This is a genomic window from Sporosarcina sp. Marseille-Q4943, from assembly GCF_943736995.1.
GTDB lineage: Bacteria > Bacillota > Bacilli > Bacillales_A > Planococcaceae > Sporosarcina.
In genome coordinates, this window is record NZ_OX031157.1 from 1081036 (window position 1) to 1103521 (window position 22486).

Below are 22486 nucleotides of genomic sequence, written 5' to 3' on the forward strand. Positions count from 1 at the left end.
ATCCCTCCAAGATCGCTTTTACGTAAGATTGATGTCGATTTGATTAGTTAACGGGGATGGCCCCAGTTTCAGAAACGACATCTTGTCCATCCGGACTTAAAATGAAATCGATGAATTGTTGACCTGCTTCAGTTAAATTTTCTTCCTTAGCGACGAACAAGAATGGACGTGATAGTTTATACGTTTGCTGCAGAACATTTTCTGCTGTTGCTTCCACTCCATTGATGTCAACCGTTGAAATAGACTCATCCACATATTCGAAGGAAATAAAACCGACCGCATGCTTATTCATTGCAACAGTCGTTTTGATATTCCCGTTACCACTCGCAATAATGGCATTTCTCACTAATTGCCCTGACGAGAAGTCGACGATTTCCTGAAACGCGTCACGGGAGCCTGAGCCGTCTTCCCGGGAAACAACGACAATCTCCATATCGTCGCCGCCAACCTCTTTCCAGTTCGTCACTTCACCGGTGAATATTTTCTTCACTTGTTCCAAAGTGAGATCTCTTACTTTGTTCGTCGGATGAGTTACGACAACAATGCCATCGTAGGCAATAACGATCTCGTTCAATCCGCTCTCGATCTCTTCCTGTTTTAAATCACGGGAGGCCATACCGATTTCAGATACTCCATTAATGGCATTCGTTATGCCAGCCGATGACCCAATCTGGTTGATCTCTATTTTCACGTCATTTTTCTCTTCATATTTAAATGCTAATTTCTCAGCTAACGGCCCTACGGAAGTGGACCCTGAAATAGCAATCGTCGTTGCACTATCATTGGAAGATTTGCTACCTTCTTCGGCATTGCCCCCGCATGCAGTCAGGACGATTGCTAAGGAGATAACGAATAATCCTTTTGTTGCATTCCTTATACATTTCATATTTGTACCTCCGACATAATTTGTTGACCCATTGTAAATAGTAATGCCCATTTGTAAATCTTATTAAGTATTCTTGTAAAGGTTTTGTAAATTCTCTTTACACTCACTGAATGTTGTGATAAATGTTTTTGTGATTCAAATATGCGACAGGGTAGCAGCCAACCTTGTCTCTCATTCCTTTTCCTCCTTCTATTCTTGTATTTTTGTCTAAAGATAAATGTCTGTTTGAGTCCATAAGAAAAACCCTTCCATCAGGAAAGGTCACTGAAAAAGTCCACGTAAGAGGGCTTATGCTAGAACTGTTGATTTGCGTTCCGAGCGGACGCTTTCCGTGGGGCGGGCGGTGAGCCTCCTCGTCGCTTCGCTCCTGTGGGGTCTCACCTGTCCCGCTAATCCCACAGGAGTCGCCACTCTACACTCCAATCAACGGAACTTACCCGCATATAAAGTAAAAAAACAGCGAGCTATTTCTTTTTACGAATGAATCGCTGATTTCATTGTATAATTAACCTATTAAATCTTTTTCGTGGTGCCTGTGCAGCAAACTATTCTGATTATGCACTACAATTGAATAAGGAAAATCAGAAAGTTGAATTCATCAATGGGTTATTGAATATTTACTGAATTTATATTCTTTACGATGAATAGTCATAAATGCATCTTACACAGGCACCAACATAGGCACCAACACAATACAGACAATACACTACAATTGTTTAGATTCAAATAGGTAGGCAACCATGTCAAGCTTTGGTTGCCTACCTTATGAATAGATATACTAATTATTGAATTGTCATAAATGGGCGATGCACAGGCACCGAAAAACCCGGGCAAAGAATATACCCATCGGGATTACATCACAATCCTCAATATTGGGGGTAAGAGAGTTGTTTTTCGAACGATCCATGATCATGTGGATGTGTCGGAAGTTGCGGGGCAATATGGTAGCGGCGGGCATGCAAAAGCATCTGGATGCTCGTTGAGCAAGGAGGCGTTTCAAACGTTTGTATTGGACACGTTCCACTTAGAGCCTATAAGAGAAGATGCACCGCAGAAATCGCTATAATGTGAAACGTTCTTCGTTCGGTTCCCTCTATACAAATCGAAGAGAAGAGAGCTTTTTCATTTATCAGGTAACAAGGAAACTTGGGCCATTGAACAAAACAAAACAACTATGGAACAGACTTTTGTAAGCTTTGACGAAGCAGAGCGTTCGCTTAAGAGAAACTACGAAGCCTGGCTTGTCCGGGACGATGCTATTGTCAATTATTTAATGGATCAAATAAGATGTACGAAATAGACAGTATGAAAAGTGCCATGTCCCATTGATATAGGGCCGTGGCACTTATTAAGTTTGCGATGTTACGGAAAAGCTTGTATATATAATGGGATTGAACTTCCCTTAGTACTTTCCAATTAGCGCTTTTACTCCTTTGTAAAGTAGAACAAGCGAGAAAATCAAGATAGCTAAAATACCTACCAAATCTATGATTGGCTCTAAGACTCCTAAGTAAGGACCAGCTAATGGTACACGTAATAATGCAAAACCTGCCAAGATGCCAGCCAACATCAAAAGAATGAATCGATCCATTCCGTAAAACCTCCTCTCCTAACATAATATGAATAAGGACAAGGAAGGTTGACGAGACATCTTATAACGGGCTCTAGTCTTCGAGGCTAATATTTAAAACACCCATCACTGTGCGTTTTAGCCTATAGACAAACGACAAATATAATTGTGTTTGTAAGTTAGTAATTAATTTTTAAATGTAGATGATTTTAGAATTGTAAAAAGCGTACCCAGCGAAAGGGTACGCCTAAGCCGAATTTAGAACTAACTAATTTAAGATATTTATAAGGGTCTACTGAAAGTTAACATTTAGCTTTACTTCCAATCTTGTAGCAGGATCAGTATTAGAAACATTTATTGGTAGAGTAAAAAATTCACTATAAAGAGTATATTCACCTGGCTTTTTATACGAATCAAAAGTAAATGGTCGTATGTCCCATCTTACTGCTACCTCATGCTCTCTATCTGCAGAGTCAACAACGGTTACTTTATTAGGTAATGCAGCCTTAAACTCTTCCAAAGTAATATCTTTTGAGACATAGAGGGGTTCTAGTGGTTTAATTTCTTTTAACGTATCATCTGCCTTAATTACAATTTTTACATAATTCGCCGTAGTGCCTCTATCAACTACATTTAATGGGTTGATATCTTCGCCATATAATGTTTCTTTATAGGAGTCCCCAAGTAATATCTTATGTGTATACATTCCTTCAGGTACATCAAAGTGGATTGTATATTCTCCTACTGGAATATCTGTCATATCGTAACGTTCCTTAGCATTCCCAGGGGTACTCCCCACTCTATACTCTTGCCCTGTTACTTTATTCTTAAGATAGAAAGATCCTTTAATATTTTCAAATGGTATTTTATTGCTACTTGAAGCAGAATCCTTATATAGACTTATTTGCACTTTACCTTTTGCTATTGGTGCTGGTTTCTCTCTTACAATCGTTATTTCTTTAACGGTTATGTTTCCTGCTCCGTCTACTAGTGTATAAGTGAAGACATTATCACCAACTTCCAAGTCTACAGTCCATTCTAAAGTTTTATCAATCGCAGAACTATAGTTCCCTTCGTATTGTCCAATATGACTATCAAATTCATACAGGTCTAGATAGCTGAACCTATCCTTCATATTAATCTCGAGTTGGGCTTTATCTGAAGTAGCTTCTCTTTCTTTAACCACAATATTTAATTCTGGAGGTGTTGTATCAACATAAAACCTTCTTGCAATATCTCCTCTTTTACCAGATTGTGAAATAACCTCTACCTTAATGGCATGCGAATTATCTTCTAATGTAAGGACCTTTCTGAATTTATATGCAGGTCCTTTATGGACAACCTGCCCTCCGCTTTTCACTTCTGCATTCGCTACATATACAACATCCGCTTCTTGACCTTGGATGAGGATCTTTTCAAGATATTTTACATTTGTTACATAACCTTCGAATAAAATATCAGAATACGCAAAAGTTTTTTGTGGTGTTGGGGAATCCATATATATTGATGGGAAGAAATAATTATTGGCAGCCTCTTTCTCTAGATATTGTATTTTTTCAAATAACGCCCCTAATAATTCTTCGCCTGCAATATTAGCATCCGAATCTATTTCTTTAACTTTTTCCACCTTGGTTTTTGCAGCTAGTACCGCTTCCTTATCTTTTATTCTTATATCTTCAATTGATGGCAAAGACTTTATTGCTTCTTCTGCCTCCTGGATCAGATCAAGTAAAAATAAATGTGCTAATTCTTCTAATCTATTTTCTAGTTCCTCTAGTTTATTCAAATTGGTCACTAATTCTTTTTCTTCAGGTGTCAATGATTCATAAAATTTTCTTGCTGTTTGTACTGTTTCTTTATCCCCTAATGCTAATTCATTTACAGTTGGCAGCTCATCTATTAGTTTGACAGCCTCATTAACACGGCTCTTATCCATTACATACTTTATTTTTTTTGCTAGTTCTACGATTTCATTTTTTCCGCTAAACACCTTTATATTTATTTCAGATGATTTAAAAACTGATGTTGTAAAATATCCATCTTTATCTAGGTTTACATTAAAGCCATTAATCTCTAAACTTACTTTTGAATTCCCTTTGTAACTTTTTGGTACTTCCAAAGCTCCTATAATGTCTATTTTCTTACCTTCAGAGTCGATTATAGTCGGTTCCTTAACCCATTTAATATCGTCTGCTTTTTGACCAAATACAATTGCACTACTCATAAACATTGACATTACCACTAGAACAAAAAGTATTTTCCTAATCATCCGATTTCAATCCCCCTGACATATTGTTAACATAATAAACAAATATCGCTATCCTCCTCCAGTATTGTTTTTTGAATCATTTGAACTTTTAACTACTTGTCCTAATTATACGCTAAAAATAGACTAAATATTACTAAAACGTTTTGGATAGGGGGATTTCCCTGTCAACTTAAATTTTATTTTAATAAACGCTCATTGCTATCATTCCTTTTGCTCCTCCCATTCTTGTATTTTTATCATATGTTTAAAGATAAATGTCTGTTTGAGTCCATAAGAAAAACCCTTCCATAAGGAAAGAGCTTTTCAATGCAAACGATTATCGTTTTGTAGTAAATTTAAGGCTTACACCCGTCGACTCATTGCCTGTAGTGTCTACTGTTTTGAACATAATGGTGTAATATGTGTTTCTTGTTAAACCAGTGACATTAGCTGCTTGAGTGCCTTTAGCAACAGAACCGATCAATCTACCATTTGATAGATATTTGTTTTTGCAAAGTCGGTATCCGTTGGATTTGTCCATGAGAATGAAGCACTTGTAGATGTTGTAGCAGTTAATTTAACGTTTTTGACCACGCCAGGAGCCGTAGTGTCTGCTACTTTTGCAGTCGTAGCAGTTACGTTTCTTCCAACAGACTCATTGCCTGTTTGGTCTACCGTTTTCAATGTAACAGTATAGGATGTACTTGCATTTAACCCACTGATGGTTACACCTGTAGATGTGCTGTCAACAGAACCTAACAATTGTCCATTTAGGTAGAGGTTTGTTTTTGCAAAATCAGGATCAATTGGATTTACCCAAGACAGGGTAGCTGAACTTGTTGTGACATTGACAACTTTTTCACCCGATACTTCGCCCGGAGCCGTAGTGTCTACAACTGGTGCAGGCGTTGCTGTTGGCGCTACGGATTCATATGTTAAGAATCCATAACCGAATATTGAGTCTCTTCCTGCATCACCTAAATCAGTTGTATGTTTTTGTAGTTCAGCACGAAGCTGTGCATTTGTCATTGTAGGGTTCTTTTGCTTCAATAGAGCAACAAATCCTGCAACGTGAGGAGAAGCCATTGACGTTCCATCTAAACGTGCATAGCTTCCATCTAAATATGTGCTGACAATCGCTACCCCAGGTGCAGAGAGTTCTGTTTCGACACCGGTAGAAGAGAAGCTGCCGATTTTCAAGTATTGATCCACCGCAGACACAGCAATTACTTCATTGTACTTTGCAGGGTAGTTTACAGGAGTTCCTACTCCATCATTACCATTAGCTCCTACTAATACGATTCCGCTAGTCTGTGCTTTAGCGACCATATCACGAAATGCTGTACTGTCTGCACTTGTTCCAAGAGACATGTTGACAACATCCATTTTATTTACAATCGACCAGTCAAGTCCTTCTAAGATGTCGATTAGATAACCGCTACCATCTTGATCCATTACCTTTACGGCATATAAATCAGCGTCAGGTGCTACTCCTACTAATCCTTTACCATCTCTCTTTGCTCCAATGCTCCCTGCAACGTGTGTACCATGGCCATTATCGTCATTATAAGAAGTGGTGTAGTCTACAGTGGAAACTCCACCTTTAATTAGGAGGTCTGGATGGTTTGCAACTCCTGAATCAACAACAGCTACTTTAATTCCCTTTCCAGTCAATCCTTCGTTCCAGGCATTTGATACTTTCATCGCTTGAATGTCCCATTGGGATTCTTCTGCGGGTACAGTAGTTCCAGTAGATTTAGCCTCTACTTTGTTTAATACTTGTACAACATTTTTATTGCTTACTAAAGAAAAGGTGATGTTTTCTTCAACAGAAGCAATATTCGGATTCTTCTCCAACGCCTTCATTGCATTAGGGCTTGCTTTTACCGCAAGAGCATTGATGGACTTGAATTGTGTTTTCACCTTTCTGCTTCCTTTGATGACAGCATCTTTTCCGCTTTTATTCTTGTACACGACAACATACTCTTTTTCCGTATCACTCAGTTGTTCAGCACTTGCAAAGGGTGTTAACACATTCATTGCAAGCCCTAACGTAAGAACTGTTGCAAAAATCTTTTTCGACTTACCTTTTTTGATTAATTCTTTCATAATTTCTCTCCTTTACTATATATCGAATTTAATAGATTGAAATGCTTTATGAACGTCTGGATTTGAAACCTTTTTTAAAACACATGCAAAAATTCCCACAAAAAAAAGAGTGCTCTTTAGTGGTAAAAGGCTACTCTTTTATATCGCATATTTTAAAAGTCTTGTAATAGGTGTAATTCCCTATTTTTAACTTACAAACTTTTTCTTCTACTTCTACAATATCTTTTGCAGACAAAAGGGTGATTTCGATAGCAGGATCTTTGGCATAAGAGCCAAGGAGAGAGCTGAATTGGCGCCGACTTTGTTTTTAAGGGATTGGCGGCGCCATTGGACTTTATTTTAAAGGGTGTTACTTTCTTGTTCGGTTACAATGTAATCTCCAGCCAAGCAACCGATTCCACATGGCTGCTTTGCGGGAACATGTCGACCGGCTGTACTTCCTTCGTCTGGTAGCCGCCGTCCTCCAAGATCCGCAAGTCGCGTGCTAACGTTCCTGGGTTGCACGATACATACACAACGCGCTTCGGTTTGTATTCCAAAATTGTCTGCAACAGTTTCTCGTCGCATCCTTTACGCGGGGGATCGACGACTAATACATCGAATCGTTTGCCTTCCGCGTACCATCTCGGGATGACGTTTTCCGCAGCACCTGCTTCGAAATAGGCATTTGTAATGCCGTTCAGTTCGGCATTGCGTTTGGCGTCCTCAATTGCTTGTGGAACGATTTCCACGCCGTACACTTCCTTCGCCTCTTGCGCTAGGAACAGAGAAATTGTCCCGATGCCGCAATACGCATCGATGACCATTTCGTCACCTGTCAGCTGTGCATAGTCAAGCGCTTGCTTGTAAAGCACTTCGGTTTGCTCCGGGTTCACTTGGTAGAACGAGCGCGCCGATATTTCAAACTGGATATCGCCGATCTTGTCGATGATGAACGACTTGCCGTATAGAGGTAACGTTTCATTCCCGAAGATGACGTTCGTCTTTTCGCTGTTGACGTTCTGCATGATCGATGTCACTTCCGGCACAACCCGTTTAATGAGTTCGACTACTGCCTCTTTTTGCGGGAACTTCTTTTTGAGCGTCACGAGAACGACCATAATTTCCCCTGTCGCCTTCCCTTTACGGACAATCAGATGCCGGAGCATGCCGCGATGGGTCTTTTCGTTGTATGCTTCGAGGCCAAGCGCATGCATTTCATGCTTCAACGTAGACATCAGTTCATCCGCCTCTTCGCTTTGGATAATGCAGACGTCCGTGTCGACGATGTGATGGGTGCGCGACCGATAAAATCCGGATACGACTTTGCCGTCACGTTCGCTGAAGGGGATTTGAGATTTATTCCGATAGCGCCACGGGTCTTCCATCCCTTTAACTGGATGGACAGGCACGTCCGGCAACTTCGCGATGCGGTCGATGACATCGCGGACCTGTTTTTGCTTTTGGATGAGCTGTGCCTCGTACGATAAATGTTGCAGCTGGCAGCCGCCGCATTCCCAAAATACGTGGCATGGCGGTTCTACGCGGTCCTCAGAAGGCTTTGTCACATTCAACAAGCGGGCAAACCCGTAGTTCTTCAATGTTTTCCCGACTTGCACCTCCACTTCCTCCCCAGGCAACGCTCCGGGAATGAACAATGGATATCCTTCCACTTTCGCAACGCCTGACCCGTCATGCGTCAAATCTTCAACGTAGACAGAGAGACGATCGTTTTGATTCACAATAAAAGACATGATTTTTCCTCCAAATTTCGTATGTAACAAGTTTAGCATTTTTTTCGCGATTAAACGAAAAAACAGACGCCATAAGACGTCTGCTATTTGTTAATCTTCTTTATCCGTCACCGAACCGTCCATCGGCGCGATGAGAAACGCGATGACAATTGCGGCGATCAGGACGATGAATGGAGCATAGAAAATAATGAATTCAAACATGCCAAAATCCCCCTTTACGCATGGTAGTCCTCTTTTCCGCGGACATAGTTTTTATTGAACAGGAACAGTCGCATGAGCAACACGAGCGACGGTATCAAAAGGCAAAGTCCGAGAATGAAGGCGACAATGAGAGAGATTGCCATCGCCGGGTTCGTGAAACTGTCGTATATCGTCAAATGCGGATAGAGCAAGTACGGATAATGGGACGCACCGTACCCGAAAAACGCAAAGGCGAATTGGCCCATGAGATATCCGAATGCCCAACCGTAGCTGCGCCGTTTCCAGAGCAGCCAAACCGTTCCGACAAATAAAAGGAACGATATGAGGAACATCGGCCAAAACGTTTGGATATTCGAATAATGATCGAAATTATGCCTACGAAGCTCGAAAATAATGCCGCCCGCTGTAATGATCGTCGGCAACGACCAGATGAGCGCATATTTCCGGAGCAGGTCGGTCGCTTCCTTGTCGCCGGCTTTATTCGCATACCACGTCAAGAAGACGGCCGAAATGTAAAGCGTCGCGGCAATGCTGAGGAGGACGATTGACCACGTCAACGGGCTCGTGAATAAAACCCAGTAGTCAAGCACCGGAGCTCCATCCACCATTTCGATGAAGCCGCCTTCCGATATCGTCAGGACAATCGATAACGAAGCGGGAATCAACAGGCCCGCGAGCCCGTACATGAAAGAATAGCCTTTATGGCGCCGGGCTCCGTATGTTTCAAACGCATAATACGAACCCCGAATCGCGAGCAGGATGACGCCGATGCTGACGGGCACCAATAATGTCGTACCGTAATAAAAAGCAGTTTTTGGGAAAAACCCGATGATTCCTACGAAGAAGAAGACGAGAAATACGTTCGTCACTTCCCAGACCGGGGACAAATACCGCTGGATGACTTTTGTCAAAATTCGCTGTTTCCCCGTCAGCAAACTATATGCATTAAAAAAACCTGCACCGAAATCAATTGCTCCGACGACAATATAACCGAAGAGGAACGTCCAAAGAACCGAAATCCCTATTATCTCCAAGTTCATTGCACATCACCGCCCTTTTCCATATGCCGATCTTCCAGTTCACGCTCGACCGGGTTGTTGCGGAACATCCGTCGTAAGACGACGACACTTCCGATGCCGAGGATGATGTACAACCCTGCAAACAGCATGAGCATCAGGTCGACTTGGCCGCTCGTCGTCGCTGCGTCCTCGACCCGCATGATCTTTCGAAGAATCCACGGCTGCCGGCCGACTTCCGCAAGCCACCAACCTGATTCAATAGCGATGAATGTTAGCGGAGCTCCAAGGACGATGAGCCAGCGGAACCATTTTGTCGTCACGCTTCTCCAGCCTCGTTTCATGCCGATCCAATACCAAGCCGCAAGCAAGACCATCCACATGCCGATGAATACCATAATGTTGAATAAATAATGGATATAAAGCGGCGGAATTTCATCTTCCGGGAATTGATCCAATCCAATCACTTCAGCACTCGGGTTGCTATATGCCAATAAAGAAAGGCCGAATGGAACTTCTATTGCATACTTCACTTCCCCGTCTTTCAGAACGCCGAGCAAGACGAGCGGCGCATTTTCCTGCGTTTCAAAATGCCACTCTGCCGCAGCCAGTTTTTCAGGCTGGTATTCTGCTAAATATTTACCGGAGAAATCCCCTATCACTGCGGTTGCAATGGCAAAGACAAGTCCAAGTTTCATTGTCAGATGCAAGGCTTTCTTATGATAAATATGATTGGATCCTTTCAACAACCTGAACGCCGCAATCGCTGCCAGCACAAATGCCGCTGTCATATACGCCGTGATGACGACGTGCGCCACTTTGGTCGGCATCGCCGGGTTGAACATCGCAATGATCGGGTTGATGTTAACGAGCTCCCCATCGACAATATCGAAGCCTTGAGGAGCGTTCATGAATGCATTCACCATCGTAATGAAAACTGCAGAGAACGAGGCGCCGATTGCAACCGGCACTAATAGCAGCAAATGCTTTTTCTGGTTTTCGAATCGATCCCACGTATATAAATAAATCCCTAGGAAAATAGCTTCAAAAAAGAAAGCGAACGTTTCCATGAATAATGGAAGAGCGATGACATTTCCCGCAAACTCCATGAAATTCGGCCATAACAAAGACAACTGCAAGCCGATAGCCGTCCCTGTTACGACACCGACGGCCACTGTAATAACAAATCCTCTCGCCCACCGCCTGGCAAGCAAAATATAATGTTCATCGTTTTTCCGGATTCCCACCCATTGCGCAATCATGATCATGAGCGGGACGCCGACGCCGATTGTCGCGTAAAGGATATGGAACGATAACGTCAGTTCCGTCAAGACACGCGAATAAAACACGGCTTCTTCATTTACCATCTATTTTTCCTCCTTAACTTCCGAAAATTCTTCCTAAAATGGAAAACAACATGATTCCCGCCACGATAAAGACAAGCCACATGAGCCATTTCTCTTGTTTCTTATACACGGGAGCCCTCCTCCGTCTTTGGATTTCATCTCTTCCCTATCATAAGATAACTGTTCTATACTTTTCCCTTTTTACGTTCGAAATAACAGGATTGTCACAAGTAATGTGAAATGTTTTCAACCGGAATTTTGCTCTTGAGAGAATTTAGAATGTTGTGTATAATGGAGAGATTAAAGAGAGGTGAGCACAATGGAAATTAAAAGAAAAGTTTTAGCTTATATTACGAAGGATGACCATGCCGGACGAAAAATCCTTGTGTTCGAGCAAGAAGGGAATCCGGAAGCAGGCTTGCAAGTGCCAGGCGGAACGATTGAAGAAGACGAACTTCTCATCGATGCGCTCTACAGGGAAATTGAAGAAGAAACCGGCATCCGTCGCGACCAGCTTCAGTTGAATGGTAAAGTGGATAAGAAGAATTACTTTCCTGAGAATCGGAAAAATGTCATTCATGAGCGGAATGTCTTTCACCTCACCTATATCGGGGAGGATGAACATGAATGGGATACGTGCGTGAAAAGTACCGGTAAAGATAACGGCATGATTTTCCATTGCCGCTGGATGCCGGTGAATGACTTGCCAGCGCTCGCTGCAGGACAAGACGAGCTGATAGATTTTATTATTTGAGGGTCTCTTTAAGAAGGCTTGAGAGATTCATTGAAACTTATATTTCGTCAAAAATAAAAAGCTGCATGGATGATTAATCCAATGCAGCTTCTTCATTTTCATCGTCATTTTCATTGTCGATCCGGTCCTGCTCTCGCAATTGGTCGAGCGGAGCGAACATTTCGATATGACGGTATCGGTTTTCAAAAGTGGCGGGAAGGGTTCCGCCGTATTCTCCGTCCAAGTTCAGCAGTACTTCTTCAGATGAAGTGATCTTCACTTTTTTCGGCTTGGCGGAAATGACGAGCGGGTCATCCAAATGCTCTCCGCGGAGTGCCAACGTGACGATTCTGATGAATTCTGCCATATTACATTTTTTCAATACTAATAACGTGAATCTGCCATCGTTAATGCTTGAGTTCGGGGCCAATTTTTCCAGGCCGCCGACGGAATTGGTCAAGCCGACGAGGAAAAGCATCACTTCCCCTTCGAACACTTCATCGTCGTACTCGATTTTCACTTCACTCGAATGGATGGAAGGGAGCATCTCGATCCCTTTCAAGTAATAGGCGAGCTGGCCGAGAACTGTCTTTAGCTTGCTCGGTACTTCATACGTCAGCTCAGTCATTCTTCCGCCGCCTGCGATGTTGATGAAATGACGGTCGTTCATGAGGCCGACGTCCACCGGAATCGTCTCTCCGCGGACGATAATGTCGATCGCTTCTTCAATATCCCGCGGAATACGCAACGCACGCGCAAAGTCGTTCGTCGTCCCGGTCGGAATGAGTCCGATTGTCGGTCGTTTTTCAAATGGGGAGACTCCGGCGACGACTTCGTTCAACGTTCCATCTCCGCCAGATGCGATGATGACGTCAAAGCCCCGTTCCACAGCTTTTTTCGCCGCTTCTTTCGCATCGCCCTCTCCTGTGGTCGCATGTACGGATGTTTCATAGCCGGCGATCTCCAGCTTTTCCAGAACTTCAGCTAGATGCTTCCGAAATATTTCACGTCCTGCTGTCGGGTTATAAATGATTCTTGCACGCTTCATACATGTTCCCTCTCAATTCATACAAAATGCAACGCTAGCATGCGTCTGATCCAACAAAAAGACGCTTACTTTGACTATCCATCGTACTAAAAAGTTCCCTGACACGCTTTGCGTATCCGTCAAATCGTTCATGCGCCGGCTGGCATTACAGACTGCACCTGCTTATTAGTTCGTCTGTTGCAATGCAGGCATGAATGTTTTACGGATGTCTTCGTAAACGGTGAGCCATAATTCGGGCTGAGTCGTATATTCCTTCATCAATTCAGCGATGAATTCCCGTTGCTTCTCTTCGAAATCTGGCGCGTCTTTTGCCGGCAGCTGCTTACGGCGCTCCATTACATCCTCCTGGATGGATGCGGCACGCGGACCCCATTTCGCCAGCACTTCGCCTTCTTTGTCGAGAAGCAAGTAAATCGGGATCGAGCGGCCGCCATTTGTCAGGTGTCTGTCGATCAAATCGGTATCTTCGTCACGATAGACTGTCCGCACGTCCAAGTCCGCCGCTTCTGCAATTCGGCGCAGGATTGGATTGTTCATCATTGCGTCCCCGCACCAATCTTCCGTTATGACTAGTATATTGGGCTTTTTCGCTTTTGCTATTTCGATGAATGCGTCGTCTTGGGGCACGTCGAACTTTTCGTAAATGCCGAAGCTGTTTTCTTTATGCTTCTCCATACGATCCATATAGTCCGCGAGTGAAATCGCCTCATCAAAATACTGTTTTTCAGTTTTCATTCCGACACCTTCCTTTATCATTACCTTTTCTTAAGTGTAAGCCTATTCGTTTCCCGAATCAAATAGGATGCCATTTCCGAACAAATTAAAAAGCCCTATACGGGAGACTTTCGCAAGACCCGTATAGGACGATTCATGTTTGGACTTATCGCTTGTTGATTTCCTCAAGAAGGATTTTATTCACCATTGGCGGGTTCGCTTGTCCTTTTGTCGCTTTCATCACTTGTCCGACGAGGAAGCCGACTGCGCGGTCCTTGCCGTTTTTGTAGTCCTCGATCGATTGTTCGTTCGCATCCAGCACTTCCGTCACAATTGCGCGGAGTGTGCCTTCGTCGGAAATTTGGACGAGGCCTTTCTCTTTAACGATGTCAGCAGCGTTTCCGCCTGTTTCAATCAGTTCCTTGAACACTTTCTTAGCGATTTTAGATGAAATTGTGCCATCTGCAATCAATTTGATCATGCTCGCAAGACCTTCCGGAGTGAGTGCCGTATCATGAAGCTCTTTTTGCTCTGCATTCAAATATGCGGACACTTCCCCCATCAACCAGTTGGAAGCGAGTTTCGCGTCTGCTCCAGCAGCAATTGTTGCATCAAAGAAGTCAGACATCTCTTTCGTCAACGTCAAGACGTGCGCGTCATATTCCGGCAGGTCGAGCTCATTGACGTACCTTGCTTTACGTGCATCCGGTAGTTCCGGAATCTCGGCACGGACCCGCTCGACCCACTCTTGGTCGATATGGATTTCCGGCAAGTCCGGATCGTTGATGAAACGGTAATCGTTCGCGCTGCCTTTTACGCGCATAAGCACGGTTTGGCCAGTCGCTTCATCATAACGGCGCGTTTCTTGCTGGATTTTACCGCCGGACAGAAGGATTTTCTCCTGGCGCTCGACTTCATTTGCAATCCCTCTGCGGACGAAGTTGAAGGAGTTCAAGTTTTTCAATTCAGTTTTCGTTCCGAATTCTTCTTGTCCGAACGGGCGCAATGAAATGTTGGCGTCACAACGAAGTGAGCCCTCTTCCATGCGGACGTCCGAAACGCCTGTATATTGAATAATCGCTTTCAGCTTCTCAAGGAATGCATATGCCTCTTCCGGGGAGCGGATATCTGCTTCCGTGACGATTTCAATTAACGGCGTGCCTTGTCTATTCAAGTCGACGAGTGAATAGCCGTTGTCGCTATGCGTCAATTTGCCTGCATCTTCTTCAAGATGGACGCGCTCGATGCGGATCTTCTTCTTTTTGCCTTCGACTTCGATTTCAATCCAACCGTTTTGGCCAACTGGACGCTTGTCCTGCGAAGTTTGATAGGCGCTCGGGTTATCCGGATAGAAATAGTGCTTACGGTCGAAGTTCATGACCTTTGCCACTTCACAGTTCAATGCGAGGGAAGCTTTCATTCCGAAGTCGACCGCACGCTTATTCAACACCGGTAATGTTCCCGGGTATGCCAAGTCGTACACATGGATATTCATATTCGGCTCTGCACCGTAATGGGATGGCGCCGGTGAAAAGATTTTCGTATCGGTTTTTAATTCAACGTGGACTTCAAGTCCAACAATCGTTTCAAAGTTCATTAGTTAGTACCCTCCCCTAAAGATGGAGTGCTTTTATGGAAATCGGTCGCTTGTTCAAATGCGTGCGCTACTTTATAAATAGTTGCTTCATCGAAATGTTTTCCGATAATTTGGAGACCGACTGGCATTCCATTCGAAAAGCCGCACGGAATTGAAATGGCAGGAATACCAGCCAAGTTAACAGACACTGTCAAAACGTCGTTCGCATACAATGTTAATTGGTTTTGCGCGACACCGCCGATTTCGTATGCAGTTGTTGCACTTGTTGGTCCGACGATGACATCGTAATTTTCAAATACGGATGCAAAGTCTTGAGCGATAAGCGTACGGACTTTCATCGCTTTAACGTACAACTCTTCATGATGATCTGCACTTAGTGCATATGTGCCGTAAAGGATTCGTTTTTTCACTTCATCCCCGAATCCTTCAGCGCGTGAACGCAAATAGATTTCTTCCAGGTTCTTCGCACTTTCTGAACGATAGCCGTAACGGATTCCGTCGAATCTTGCGAGATTGGAAGAGGCTTCTGCAGTTGCAATCGCGTAATATGTCGGCGAAGCGTATTTGGAATGTGGCAATGTCACTTCCCCTATAGTTGCGCCAAGCGATTCAAGCACTTTTAAGGACGCGCGTACTTTGTCTTTAACATCTTCTTCGATGCCCTCGCCCAAATACTCCTTCGGAACAGCGATTCGCAAGCCTTTAATATCGCCAGTCAAAGCGGCTTTGAAATCAGGCACTTGCTGTGACGAAGAGGAGGAATCCCTATGATCGACACCTGAAATGGCGTTCAACAACAGTGCATTATCCTCGACTGTCCGAGTGATTGGGCCGATTTGATCCAAAGAGGAGGCAAACGCGACGAGACCGCTCCGGGATACTCTGCCGTAGGTCGGCTTCATTCCAACGACTCCGCAGAACGCAGCCGGCTGGCGAACCGATCCTCCTGTATCTGTACCTAGTGAGAAAGGAACTTCTCCTGCTGCAACTGCAGCTGCGGAACCGCCCGAAGAACCTCCAGGTACACAATTCAAATTCCATGGATTATGCGTCGTCTGGAAAGCCGAACGTTCAGTTGTGGAACCCATGGCAAACTCGTCCATATTCAATTTACCGACGCTGATCATGCCGGCTTCATTCACTTTTTCTACAGCTGTCGCGTCATACACTGGAACGAAATTCTCAAGCATTTTGCTTGCGCAAGTTGTAGCAGTGCCTTTTGTGACGATATTGTCTTTAATACCAATCGGCAATCCGAACAGCGGACCACGTCCTTCTTTCGGTGCGTTGTCCAACTGTTCCGCTCTCGCTAACGCCTCTTCTTCCGTCAACGCCAGGAACGCTTTCACTTGACCATCCAATGCAGCAATCTGCTTGAATGAATCCTCGGTCACTTCTTTGACAGAGACTTCTCCGTTATGTAAAAGTGCTTGAAGTTCTGCTGCCGTTTTTTTCATTAACGTCATCTTACTTCCTCCTAAAAACCGTTATCACAGGATATTCGGAACTTTGATCATTCCGTCTTCATGCTCTTTTACGCTAGCCAACATTTCGTCCCGATCCAGGATATCTTGCGGGACATCTTCTCGGAGCACATTGAAAAGCTGCAACGGATGAGTCATCGGCTCAACATTAGTTGTATCCACTTCTTTTAATACATCTCCAAATTCTACAAGATCGGAAATGATTTCAGAAAACACTTCCGCCTCTTGATCCGAAAAGGCGATTCTTGCAAAATTCGCGAAGTATTGTACGTCTTCTGCCGTAAATTTCGTCATTTGATTTCCTCCCCAATTGCAATTGTACGACTAATCATACCACCTAACAGGTATGTTGAAAAGCAACTGCGCATCGATTGCGCGTTGGCGCGGACGCCTTTTTGACATCTCACATCAATATCCATAAATATGGACAAACGGTTCATCGTCCCCGGCTTCCTTGACGATCAACGCCTCGGGGCCGTTCACCGAGGTGACGCTCACTTCGACATCGATATTCGGAAAATACTTGATGATGTGCGAAGTCAAAAATTGTGTGAAACCGATGACTTCACTCTTCCCAAAAAATTGAATCGGTATGTCGATGGAAATGGATTGCATCCGGTTGTCTTTGAAAAAACCTTTCCCGATCACATTGACGAAGCTCGGAAAATATTCATCGATATCTTGTTTGAAATTGCTGAAAGTCGTATTGATTTCGCGGTAATTGTCGATATCCGCAGGAGCGGGAAACAATACATACCGCTCATTCACTTCTTTCCATCCGGACGGCGCTGATTTTCCTTTGTCGGCAAATGCAGTTGCGAAATACGTTCCCGGGACGATCGCATTCCTTTTTTCCTGTTTAAACAGGCCTACCACAATCGGAATGTCTTGTAACCCTTCTTTCGCACGCATCCTGCTGACGATTTTGTCCGCCATGGCGATGCCTTGCTTTTCAAGTTCCTTGTCAGATATCGTCGTCTCTTTCCCGCCTCTTTCATAATAGACGGAATTCAAGGCAAGCCCGATCGATATGCCGGATAAACGCACTTTCTTCTCGTCCGTCAGCGTCAAATAGTTTTGCTCGATAATATGCGCCAAATAGATCGGGGTCTCCTCTGCATCTCCCCCTTCATTTTCAGGTGGATTCAAGCCCTCTTTATTTGTTGAACTTCTGGCAAGCCATGCGCTCGCTGTAGCTGTGTCAATATACTGGCCTTCCTGGAAGAGATAGTTTTTTGTGTCGAAATGCTGGGCGGATAAACGGATCAGCCCTTCTTCAGCTTCCTGGATGTCGTATTTTGTATATATATTGCTCACTACAAGACCCCGGGTCGCGCTTTTTTTGAGAGGGGTGAGCACCTTGTAAAAATCGTCGTTCAGTTGAACATCGGGAATCATGACAGTTTCTTCGATCAGTTCCTCATTTTCCTGTATGACTTCCTCTTTCTCGGGTCCGATTGACGGTAGACAGCCGCCCAACAATAGGACGGCTGAGATGATGGATAACACAAATAGCCTTTTCATTGAAAATTACTCCTTTTCGCCGAGCGCGTCGACCAACTCTGTTTCGTTCCACACCGTGATTCCGAGTTCCTCCGCCTTCGCAAGCTTCGATCCGGCATCTTCCCCGGCTATGACGAGATCCGTCTTTTTGCTGACGCTCCCGCTCACTTTCCCGCCAAGCGCTTCAATCCGCTCTTTCGCTTCATTACGCGTCAGTATCGAAAGCTTGCCTGTCAACACGATCGTTTTCCCGGCGAAAGGACCTTCAGTCGGAAGCTCCTGGCGCGTTCTGCCTTTGTATTCCATATTGACGCCGTACGTTTTCAGCTTGCCGATCACTTCCAAGACATCTTCATTATTGAAGAATGTAATGACCGCATCTGCCACTTTGTCGCCGATCTCATGTATTGATGTAAGCCGATCTGCATCTGCTTTTGCGATTTCGTCCATAGTGCCGAATTCCTCGGACAATATATGTGCCGCCTTTTCACCGACATGTCGGATGCCAAGGCCGAACAGTAGCTTCTCCAACGAGTTGGCCTTGGATGCTTCAATGGCTGTCAATAAATTCGTTGCGGACTTCTCTCCCATCCGCTCAAGCGTCAACAGCTGTTCCTTCGTCAAACAGTAAAGATCTGAAACATCATGGACAAGCCCGGATGTATACAACTGATTGACGACACGCTCGCCGATTCCTTCAATATTCATTGCGTTCCGTGATACGAAATGGATGAGCGCTTCCTTCATCTGCGCAGGGCATTGAGGATTGACGCAACGGAGCGCCACTTCCCCTTCGATCCTGACGAGTTCGGAATCGCAGACAGGGCAATTGTCGGGCATATGATACGGTTCTTTATTCCCTTGTCGCTGTTCGATCAATACAGAGACGACTTCGGGAATGATATCCCCCGCCTTGCGGATGACGACTGCATCTCCGATCCGGATATCCTTTTCACGGATGAGGTCCTCATTATGGAGGGAAGCCCTTGCAACCGTCGTTCCAGCAACACGGACCGGTTCCAAAATGGCAGTCGGTGTGACGACCCCTGTCCTGCCGACGCTCAATTCGATGTCGAGCAGCTTCGTATGCACTTCTTCCGCAGGGAATTTATAGGCGGTCGCCCAGCGCGGACTTTTCGCCGTGAAGCCGAGTTGCTCCTGATCTTCATAGCTGTCCACTTTAATGACGATTCCGTCGATTTCATAATCAAGGTCCTGTCTGCGTTCCTGCCAGGACTCTATATATTCGAGAACTTCCTCGATTGTTTTGCACCGCTTGCTATTCGTATTCGTCTCGAAGCCGATCGACGCAAGATAATCGAGCGAATCGGAATGGCTGTCCTGTCCGTAAGCCGTGCCATCCCCGCCGACTCCATAAATGAATACGGCAAGATTGCGGCTCGCGGCTATTTTCGGATCTAGCTGCCGGAGTGATCCTGCTGCTGCATTCCGTGGGTTCGCAAACGGCTCTTCCCCATTTTCATCCCGTGCTTCATTCAATCTCATGAAAGATTTCTTCGGCATGTACGCTTCCCCGCGGACTTCGATTGTAACCGGTTCGGCAAGCTTCAGCGGAACGGTGCGGATCGTCTTCAAATTCGCGGTGATATCCTCACCGACCGTCCCGTCCCCTCGCGTCGAACCTTGGATGAACGTCCCATTTTCATATTTCAATGAAACGGCAAGCCCGTCGATCTTCAGCTCGCAAATATAAGTGGCTTTTCCCGTCCCCGCTTGCACCCGTCTGTCGAAGTCGCGGATGTCTTCTTCGTTGAACGCGTTCGATAGACTCAGCATCGGATACTCATGGACGACTTTGCTGAAGCTTTCGAGGACTTCCCCGCCAACCCGCTGTGTCGGTGAATCGGGGTAGATCAAGTCCGGATTTTCGGCCTCAATCGAGAGTAACTCCTGCATGAGGCTGTCATAGACGGAATCGGGCACAATCGGCCGGTCCAGCACATAATAAGCGTGCCCATACTCTTTGAGCAGATCATTGAGCTCCTGCACACGTTTTTCAACTGCATTTCGATCTATGTTTCGATCCATTCTTTCCTCTCCCTACGCTTTTTCTATCGGTGCGAATTTGGCAAGGAGCCGCTTGATGCCAACCGGTTCCGGGAATGCGATATCGAGCTCAAGATCGTCTTCTTTCCCTTTGACGCTGACGACCATGCCTGTCCCCCACGTTTTGTGGGTCGCTTTGTCGCCGGCCTTCCAGCCCATCTTCTCTCCGCCGCTCGCATTATAAGCTGGCCTTTTCACAGCTGGTCGCACAGGTTTGTTCTCCCATCCGAATCCACCGTAAGAAAAGCCTTGACGTTGATTCGATGTCATTTCGATTATGTCGTCTGAAATCTCGTTTAAGAAACGGGATGGGTTGTTAATACTTGAGCGGCCGAACAATGTCCTGTACGATGCGCACGTCAAATAGAGTCTGCGCTCCGCACGGGTGATCGCCACATAGGCAAGCCGTCGCTCTTCTTCCATTTCTTCGTCGTCACCGATCGACCTCGCGTGCGGGAAGATGTTCTCTTCCATGCCGATGACGAAAACGACCGGGAATTCGAGTCCTTTAGCGGCATGCATTGTCATTAGGACGATTTTTTCCGTCGATTGGTTCTCTTCTTTATCCAACGAATCGATATCGGCAATTAGAGCCAGGTCTGTCAGGAACGCGACGAGCGAACGGTCGCCCTCCTCTTCCTCAGCCCTCTTTTCGAAAGCTTCCGTAACGGAGAGGAATTCCTCGATGTTTTCCAGCCTGCTTTCCGATTCAATCGTTTTCTCGCGTAGAAGCATATCTCGGTAGCCCGTTTTTTCCAACACTTGCTCCACAAGCTCGGAAACGGACAAGTATTCTTGCATTTGCGTGAAGCCGTTGATCATATCCCTGAACTTCACCGCTTCGTTAGCGGCTCTTGCTGTCAGCCCCATGAAATGGACCTCCTGCAAAGCATCGAAAACCGACCGCTCATTTTCAATCGCAAATTGCGCCATCCTCTCGAAGGAGGTCGCGCCGATGCTCCGTTTCGGTTCGTTGATGATCCGTGCCAACGCCAAGTCGTCATCATTATTCGCGATCAGCCGCAAATAGGCGAGCAAGTCTTTGATTTCTTTCCGGTCATAGAACTTCGTGCCGCCGACAATTGTATATTCCAGATTGGATTTCACGAGATATTCCTCGATGACTCGGGATTGGGCGTTCGTGCGGTAAAGAATCGCGAACTGGTCTAGCGTCAAGTTATCGCGTTCTTTCAGCTCGATGATTTGCTGAACGATAAACTGGGATTCATCTTTCTCATCGTTCGCCTTATACACAACGATCGAATCTCCCTCGTCATTTTCCGTACGGAGCTTCTTGTCGTAGCGGCTCCGGTTGTTTTGGATGACGTCGTTCGCTGCCTGCAAAATCGTTTTTGTCGAACGGTAATTTTGCTCGAGTAAAATGACGGTTGCATCTTTGTAATCCTTTTCGAATGAAAGGATGTTGCCGATGTCCGCGCCGCGCCATCTGTAGATCGATTGATCGGAATCGCCGACGACGCAAAGGTTGCGGAACTTCGCAGCGAGCATTTTAACGAGGCGGTATTGTGCATTGTTCGTATCCTGATATTCATCGACATGGATATATTGGAATTTATTTTGATAAAACTCGAGGACTTCAGGGACGCGTTCAAATAATTTGAGAGTCATCATGATGAGGTCGTCAAAATCGAGCGATTGGTTTTGTCTTAGCTTTTTCGTATAGCTTTCATAGATGCCTGCAATCGTCTTTTCATAAGGATTATGCGGATTGATTTGCGCAGAATATGTTTCCGCGTCGATGCATTCGTTTTTCGCCGAGCTGATGGCCCCGAGCATTGCCCGCGGATCGTACTGCTTCGGATCGAGATTGCGCTCTTTCAGCACATTTTTTATGACCGTCAATTGGTCGGAGGAATCGAGGATCGTAAAGTTTTTCGAAATTCCGATGCGGTCGATGTCCCTCCGTAATATGCGGACGCACATCGAGTGGAATGTCGAAACCCACATCCGTTCTCCGGTACCCGGTCCGAGCAGGCCATCGATCCGGTCGCGCATTTCACGTGCTGCCTTGTTCGTAAATGTAATCGCTAATACTTGGGAAGGGTATACGCCTTTTTCAACGATCAAGTAGGCGATCCGGTGGGTAAGCACCCTCGTCTTTCCGGAACCCGCGCCTGCCATGATCAGCAGCGGGCCTTCCGTCTTTTTCACTGCGCGGGCTTGTTCAGGATTCATGCCTGCAAGCAGATTTTCCGCGATTTCCTTCATAC

18 protein-coding genes are annotated in these 22486 nt (G+C 45.2%); 2 read left to right on the forward strand and 16 right to left on the reverse strand.

Annotated elements, in window-relative coordinates:
* Window positions 1-43: 43 nt before the first annotated feature.
* A complete protein-coding gene (locus NIT04_RS14410) occupies window positions 44-886 on the reverse strand; it encodes a phosphate ABC transporter substrate-binding protein (protein WP_252504230.1) in 843 nt (280 codons plus the stop codon).
* Window positions 887-1685: 799 nt separating this feature from the next.
* On the opposite strand from NIT04_RS14410, the gene NIT04_RS14415 reads away from it, so the two are divergent.
* Complete coding sequence (locus NIT04_RS14415; RefSeq protein WP_252504231.1) at window positions 1686-1952, forward strand: hypothetical protein; 267 nt, start codon at window positions 1686-1688, stop codon at window positions 1950-1952.
* Window positions 1953-2288: 336 nt separating this feature from the next.
* On the opposite strand, the gene NIT04_RS14420 is transcribed toward NIT04_RS14415, so the two are convergent.
* The 7 genes from NIT04_RS14420 to NIT04_RS14445 form a co-directional block, all read right to left on the reverse strand.
* Window positions 2289-2477 carry a hypothetical protein gene (locus tag NIT04_RS14420; protein ID WP_252504232.1) on the reverse strand — a complete coding sequence of 63 codons (189 nt, stop codon included), beginning with the start codon at window positions 2475-2477 and terminating at the stop codon, window positions 2289-2291.
* 271 nt (window positions 2478-2748) lie between these two features.
* A complete protein-coding gene (locus tag NIT04_RS14425; RefSeq protein WP_252504233.1) occupies window positions 2749-4725 on the reverse strand; it encodes a hypothetical protein in 1977 nt (658 codons plus the stop codon).
* Between the two features lie 459 nt (window positions 4726-5184).
* Window positions 5185-6813, reverse strand: a complete 1629-nt coding sequence (locus NIT04_RS14430) for a S8 family serine peptidase (RefSeq protein WP_252504234.1) — start codon at window positions 6811-6813, stop codon at window positions 5185-5187.
* 365 nt (window positions 6814-7178) lie between these two features.
* Window positions 7179-8546, reverse strand: a complete 1368-nt coding sequence (rlmD, locus tag NIT04_RS14435; protein WP_252504235.1) for a 23S rRNA (uracil(1939)-C(5))-methyltransferase RlmD — start codon at window positions 8544-8546, stop codon at window positions 7179-7181.
* A 90-nt stretch (window positions 8547-8636) separates the two neighbouring features.
* Window positions 8637-8747: a hypothetical protein gene (locus tag NIT04_RS19165; RefSeq protein WP_371922555.1), complete on the reverse strand. Its 111-nt coding sequence runs from the start codon at window positions 8745-8747 to the stop codon at window positions 8637-8639.
* Window positions 8748-8761: 14 nt separating this feature from the next.
* Complete coding sequence (locus NIT04_RS14440) at window positions 8762-9787, reverse strand: cytochrome d ubiquinol oxidase subunit II (protein WP_252504236.1); 1026 nt, start codon at window positions 9785-9787, stop codon at window positions 8762-8764.
* Entirely contained in the window at window positions 9784-11130 is a 1347-nt protein-coding gene (locus NIT04_RS14445; RefSeq protein ID WP_252504237.1) for a cytochrome ubiquinol oxidase subunit I, read from the reverse strand. Before NIT04_RS14445 ends, NIT04_RS14440 begins: the two co-directional genes overlap by 4 nt.
* A gap of 298 nt (window positions 11131-11428) precedes the next feature.
* Between NIT04_RS14445 and NIT04_RS14450 the strand changes: the two genes are divergently transcribed.
* On the forward strand, window positions 11429-11863 hold the full coding sequence (locus NIT04_RS14450) for an NUDIX domain-containing protein (RefSeq protein WP_252504238.1): 435 nt from the start codon (window positions 11429-11431) through the stop codon (window positions 11861-11863).
* Between the two features lie 73 nt (window positions 11864-11936).
* On the opposite strand, the gene NIT04_RS14455 is transcribed toward NIT04_RS14450, so the two are convergent.
* The 8 genes from NIT04_RS14455 to pcrA form a co-directional block, all read right to left on the reverse strand.
* Window positions 11937-12890 carry a diacylglycerol kinase gene (locus NIT04_RS14455; protein WP_252504239.1) on the reverse strand — a complete coding sequence of 318 codons (954 nt, stop codon included), beginning with the start codon at window positions 12888-12890 and terminating at the stop codon, window positions 11937-11939.
* 165 nt (window positions 12891-13055) lie between these two features.
* On the reverse strand, window positions 13056-13625 hold the full coding sequence (locus NIT04_RS14460) for a thioredoxin family protein (protein WP_252504240.1): 570 nt from the start codon (window positions 13623-13625) through the stop codon (window positions 13056-13058).
* Between the two features lie 145 nt (window positions 13626-13770).
* The gene (gene gatB, locus NIT04_RS14465) at window positions 13771-15201 is read right to left on the reverse strand and encodes an Asp-tRNA(Asn)/Glu-tRNA(Gln) amidotransferase subunit GatB (protein ID WP_252504241.1); all 1431 of its coding nucleotides are present in this window, start codon (window positions 15199-15201) and stop codon (window positions 13771-13773) included.
* Window positions 15201-16667: an Asp-tRNA(Asn)/Glu-tRNA(Gln) amidotransferase subunit GatA gene (gene gatA, locus NIT04_RS14470; protein WP_252504242.1), complete on the reverse strand. Its 1467-nt coding sequence runs from the start codon at window positions 16665-16667 to the stop codon at window positions 15201-15203. The genes gatB and gatA overlap by 1 nt, the downstream gene beginning before the upstream one ends.
* 24 nt (window positions 16668-16691) lie before the next feature.
* Entirely contained in the window at window positions 16692-16979 is a 288-nt protein-coding gene (gatC, locus tag NIT04_RS14475; protein WP_252504243.1) for an Asp-tRNA(Asn)/Glu-tRNA(Gln) amidotransferase subunit GatC, read from the reverse strand.
* A gap of 114 nt (window positions 16980-17093) precedes the next feature.
* Window positions 17094-18209 (reverse strand): CamS family sex pheromone protein, encoded by a 1116-nt coding sequence (locus NIT04_RS14480; protein ID WP_252504244.1) that lies wholly within the window; start codon window positions 18207-18209, stop codon window positions 17094-17096.
* A gap of 6 nt (window positions 18210-18215) precedes the next feature.
* Window positions 18216-20237, reverse strand: a complete 2022-nt coding sequence (gene ligA / locus NIT04_RS14485) for an NAD-dependent DNA ligase LigA (RefSeq protein ID WP_252504245.1) — start codon at window positions 20235-20237, stop codon at window positions 18216-18218.
* A 12-nt stretch (window positions 20238-20249) separates the two neighbouring features.
* Window positions 20250-22484 (reverse strand): DNA helicase PcrA, encoded by a 2235-nt coding sequence (pcrA, locus tag NIT04_RS14490; protein ID WP_252504246.1) that lies wholly within the window; start codon window positions 22482-22484, stop codon window positions 20250-20252.
* Window positions 22485-22486 lie beyond the last annotated feature (2 nt).